Origin of the sequence: Paracoccus sp. UBA889, assembly GCA_002294185.1 — a bacterium.
Classification (GTDB): Bacteria; Pseudomonadota; Alphaproteobacteria; order Rhodobacterales; family Rhodobacteraceae; genus Paracoccus.
Genome location: DBFD01000056.1, coordinates 57755 through 62207, shown reverse-complemented (window position 1 = coordinate 62207; position 4453 = coordinate 57755). Strand labels below are relative to the sequence as shown.

Sequence of the window (4453 nt, the reverse complement as noted above, 5' to 3'; positions counted from 1 at the left end):
CAATCGGAGGCGGCGACCCCTGGTATCCACGAAGACGCGTCGACCCTCGCAAAATCATCCAACTCAAATATAAATATTCAGTCATGGAAAATGAGACGCATGAAATGCGCATATTGGCCATAAATGCGGAAACCCATTCCTCAGGAATTGATTTCCCTTGATCCATTCGCGACGACGACGGCCGGTCGGTCAGTGGCGGTTCTTGACGACGACCTTGATGGCGTCCTCGACACGTTCGCGTGCATAGCGCAAGGCCTCGGGCAGATCCTCCATGTCGAAGGTGTGGGTATGGATCCTGGTGGCGTCAAATCGCTTGTCGGCCATGAAAGCATGGGCACGGTGGGTGGCGGATTTACCTTCGCCACGGATGCCGTAGATGTAGATGTTGTTGCGCACCAGATGCGCCACATCGACCTTGTCGGCTTCGTGGGGAAAGGCTGCGAGGCAGATCTTGCCGCCGCGGTTGAGCATCCTGCCGACCGTGTCGATCGCCCCCGGTGCACCCGAGCATTCCAGCACATAATCGACCCCCTTGCCTCCGGTGATCTTCCTGACCGCCTCGACAGCATCTTCCTGGCGAACATTGACCACATGATCGGCGCCCAGTTCGCGCCCCACCTCAAGCCGATTGTCGCGCGTGCCGGTCAGGATCACCGGGTGCGCCCCCAGCGACTTGGCCACCGCGACGCCCAGCAGGCCGATCGGACCGGGTCCACAGACCACGACGCTTTCACCGGCGACCAGGCCGCCCAGTTCGGTCAGACCGTACATCGACGTGCCCGCGGTGACGACCAGCGTCGCTTCCTCGTCGGACATCGTATCGCCGATCTTGATCAGCGTGTTGATGTTGTTGACCGCGTAGGAGGCAAAACCGCCATCCGTCGTGAAGCCATTCGCGCGATGGCCCTTGTCCACATCTCCGTAATTCAGGCCGTAATTCAGGCATGACGTGTACATGCCCATCCGGCAACGCTTGCATTGCCCGCACCCGGCGTGGATTTCCACAGTCACGCGGTCGCCGACGGCGAATTCGTCGACGCCCGGTCCCTGCGCGGCGACGGTGCCCATGTATTCATGGCCGGGCGTGAAGTTCTTGTTGAAGGGCAATCCGCCCTGGATCATCGCGGGCGGGCCGGACGAGATGACGTCAAGATCGGTGGCGCAGATCGCCACGGCATCGATGCGGACCAGGACCTCGGCCCGCCCAGGCACGGGCGTCGGCTTTTCGATTCGTCTGAGTTCGCCAGGCTCGCCCAGAACCCATGCCTTCATGGTTTCGGACACGTTCACGGCCGGGCTGGTCTTGACTCCGGGGGGGGCATACATGGGGCGGCTATCTCTCGATTTCGTCTGTCAGACGGCTTCCGTCAGCCGCACGCTGTCGGGCACCGGCAAGGGCGGATTGGCGCTTTTCTTGAATTCGACGGTTGTGAAAAGCAGGTCGGTATCACCGACGTTCTCGACGCTGTGCAGCATGTGGGTTCCCTCGGGGAACTCGAAATGCCTGGTGTCGCCGGGGAAATGGACGACATCCCTGATCGTGCCGTCCTCGAAATAGCCGCGCGCCTTGCCATGCGCGTGGCAGGTCCAGAAATAATTGAGGACGTGCCGGTGAAAGTTGCAACGCTTGCCGGCGGGCAGATGCAGGTGCCAGACGCGAAGGTCGTCGGTTTCCGATACCAGGACGCTGCCAACGACGCCGCTATATTCGTTGACCTTCATGTCTTCGACAAGTTCGGCCGGCCAATCCGGCAGGAGGTTCTTCGACATGGTCCCGTCTCCTTGCTGTTGATGGTGCGCAGGCGTCAGCCTGGCACGGGCGAGGTATCGACGATCGAGGCACTTCCGAGACTATCGAGAACCCTCTTGCGCGAGCTCTGAACATGGCGTCCCGCCAGCGCGATGGCCTGCCGCTTGTCACCCGCGCGGATGGCGCCGATGATCTCGCGATGCTCGCGCTCGAACTTGTCCAGCGACAGATCGTCAGAGCTTGTCACGCTGACATAGGTCAGCCGGTCGAACTGCTCGATGATTTCCTGCGCGATCATGGCAAGCCGGGCGTTGCCGCAATGCGCCGCGATATAGGTGTGAAAGGCGCGGTTGTAATCGATCCAGGTCGGCAGATCGGGGCTGGACGGCGCCTCGGCGAAATCATCGAGACGTTCAAGAACATCCTTGCTGGCCGTGTCCATCATCAGCGAAATGCACTCGCGTTCGAGGATCAGCCGAAGACCATACATGTCGCGGACGTCGCTGATATCGATCTGGCGTACACGATAGCCCTTGCGCGGCAGAACCTCGATCAGGCCCCGCTGCTCCAGCTTCAGCAATGCGTCGCGGATGGGCGATTTGCTGATCCCCAGTCGCGCCACAAGGTCGCGTTCCTGCAGCATCTGGCCCGGCCGCAGCCGACACATCAAAATCTCGGACCGAAGCTCTTGATAGACGCTGTCCCTCGCCAGATCGCGGGGTTTCTCGGCGCTCTGCATGTTCTGATCATGGTCCCTTCTGCCAGAGAACCCGGATTCGCGGGAACAAACCGCGTCGCGGCTTTTGCAGAAAATGGCATCAGGGACGGCCGAGTGTCAACACTGATATTTCAGTTGACAGCCTCGAGGCGTCTCGCATATCCGCAGGACAAGACCTGACAGGCTGCACGCCCGACCTGATCGATCCGCTTGTCGCCCTGGACAATCAGCGCAATTCCGAAAGGACCAGACCATGGAACCCAAACGTTTCACCGGGCTTCTCGTTCCTGCGATCACGCCCTTCCGGGCCGACCTTTCTCCGGATGGCGACGCATTCGTCGAGTTCTGCAAATGGCTGCTGGCCAATGGCGCGAATGGACTGGCGGTGTTCGGCACCACCAGCGAAGCGAATTCGCTGAGTCTCGCCGAACGCATGGCGCTGCTGGAAAAACTGGTGGCCGCAGGTGTTCCGGCCGACGTTCTGATGCCCGGGGTTGGCCTGCCATCACTGATGGATACGATCACGCTGACCAGACACGCGCTGTCGCTTGGGTGCGGCGGGGTTCTGGCGTTGCCGCCCTTCTATTACAAGCCCGTTTCGGTCGAAGGGCTTTACGCCTGGTATGCCGCGGTCATCGATGGCGTCGGTTCTTCCGAACTGGGGCTGTGGCTGTACCATATCCCCCAGAATACCGGCGTCGGCATTCCGCACGATCTGATCGAGCGGCTGATCCGCGATTTCCCGAACACGGTCCTTGGCATCAAGGACAGTTCCGGCGACTGGCCGAATACCGAGGCGATGCTTCGCCGCTTTCCCGGGTTCAGCATCTTCCCGTCTTCGGAAGCGATGCTTGTGAAATCTCACGCCCTCGGCGGTGCGGGATGCATCACCGCATCCGGCAACCTCAATCCCGGCGGGATCGGCGCATTAATCGATGCCCTTGGCACGCCCGAGGCTGACGCATTGCAGGACAAGGTTGCCCGGCTGCGCACGATCGTGACGGGCTTTCCGTTGATCCCGGCAGTCAAGGCGCTGCTGGCGGCCCAGATGAACGACCCGAGGCTTGCCGTGCTGCGCCCACCGCTGGACGCCCTGCCACAGGCCGATCTCGCTACGCTGCGCAAGCGGATGGCGGATGCGGGCTGGTCCCTGCCGGACGCCTGAGAATCATGAAGGAAGGCGGGGGAACGATCCACCCGGCCGGGCCAGGCAGGCTGTTATCGGCATTGGCCGGACCGAAAGCTCACCCCAGCCGCACGGTCTCGCCGCTGTCGGATGACTGCACGATTGCCTCGTAGACGGCGATGTTGCCGATCAGTTCCGCATCGCTCCAGGGATAGTCGTGCCGCCCTGTCACCGCCTGCGCGAAGGCCGTCAGATTGGACACGACCGCATCGCTCCAGTCCAGAACCTCGCGTTCCGGCGCGCCGCCCTTTCGGCAAAGCGACCATTCGATCTGACCGCCCGGCGTGTCGGGATGGCTGGAATAGCGTGCCTCGGCCCAGCCATCCGCGCCGAATACCGCAAAACGCATGTAGTGCGGCGTGTTGAGGATGGCCTGGAAATGGGCGGTGTTACCCGCCGCGAAGCCCAGTTGGGCAACGACCATGTCTCCGGTCGGCCATCCCAGCGTGCGGTCGCGGACCTGCGCCTGAACCGTCTCGACCGGGCCGAACAGCCAGATCATCAGATCGGTCAGGTGGATGCCCATGCCGGTCATGCCGGCGCCGGGAGACATCGTTTTCGACGTGCGCCACCCGTCCCCCGGCAGTCCGGCAAGCTTGTTGTGGCTGAAGGCGGCCTCGGCGTGCATGATCGTGCCCAGATCGCCAGCCGATACCAGCGCCTTGAGCCGCCGCATCGCCGGATCGAAACGCAGCTCGTGCCCGATCCCCAACACCACGCCGGCTTCCCGGCAGGCCAGGACGGCGCAGCGGGCGCTGGCGGCCGTCATGGCCAGCGGTTTTTCACAAAACACATGTTT

5 protein-coding genes are annotated in these 4453 nt (G+C 62.3%); 1 reads left to right on the top strand and 4 read right to left on the bottom strand.

All coding sequences use genetic code 11. The features are described from left to right. Positions 1-189: 189 nt before the first annotated feature. The 3 genes from B4L36_RS11765 to B4L36_RS11755 are packed head-to-tail and all read right to left on the bottom strand — an operon-like array spanning position 190 to position 2489. On the bottom strand, positions 190-1326 hold the full coding sequence (locus B4L36_RS11765) for a zinc-dependent alcohol dehydrogenase (protein ID WP_292957357.1): 1137 nt from the start codon (positions 1324-1326) through the stop codon (positions 190-192). A gap of 27 nt (positions 1327-1353) precedes the next feature. Beyond that, complete coding sequence (locus tag B4L36_RS11760) at positions 1354-1770, bottom strand: cupin domain-containing protein (protein WP_292957354.1); 417 nt, start codon at positions 1768-1770, stop codon at positions 1354-1356. Positions 1771-1805: 35 nt separating this feature from the next. Further along, a complete protein-coding gene (locus B4L36_RS11755) occupies positions 1806-2489 on the bottom strand; it encodes a GntR family transcriptional regulator (RefSeq protein ID WP_292957351.1) in 684 nt (227 codons plus the stop codon). A gap of 232 nt (positions 2490-2721) precedes the next feature. On the opposite strand from B4L36_RS11755, the gene B4L36_RS11750 reads away from it, so the two are divergent. Beyond that, on the top strand, positions 2722-3633 hold the full coding sequence (locus B4L36_RS11750; protein ID WP_292957348.1) for a dihydrodipicolinate synthase family protein: 912 nt from the start codon (positions 2722-2724) through the stop codon (positions 3631-3633). A gap of 79 nt (positions 3634-3712) precedes the next feature. On the opposite strand, the gene B4L36_RS11745 is transcribed toward B4L36_RS11750, so the two are convergent. Then, positions 3713-4453, bottom strand: a 741-nt coding sequence (locus B4L36_RS11745; RefSeq protein WP_292957345.1) for a Gfo/Idh/MocA family protein, incomplete at its 5' end; no start/stop codon positions are given.

Excerpts from the sequence above, each read along its gene's own strand:
- B4L36_RS11765 (WP_292957357.1), bottom strand. The coding sequence starts at position 1,326 with ATGTATGCCCCCCCCGGAGTCAAGACCAGCCCGGCCGTGAACGTGTCC.
- B4L36_RS11760 (WP_292957354.1), bottom strand. The coding sequence starts at position 1,770 with ATGTCGAAGAACCTCCTGCCGGATTGGCCGGCCGAACTTGTCGAAGAC.
- B4L36_RS11755 (WP_292957351.1), bottom strand. The coding sequence starts at position 2,489 with ATGCAGAGCGCCGAGAAACCCCGCGATCTGGCGAGGGACAGCGTCTAT.
- B4L36_RS11750 (WP_292957348.1), top strand. The coding sequence starts at position 2,722 with ATGGAACCCAAACGTTTCACCGGGCTTCTCGTTCCTGCGATCACGCCC.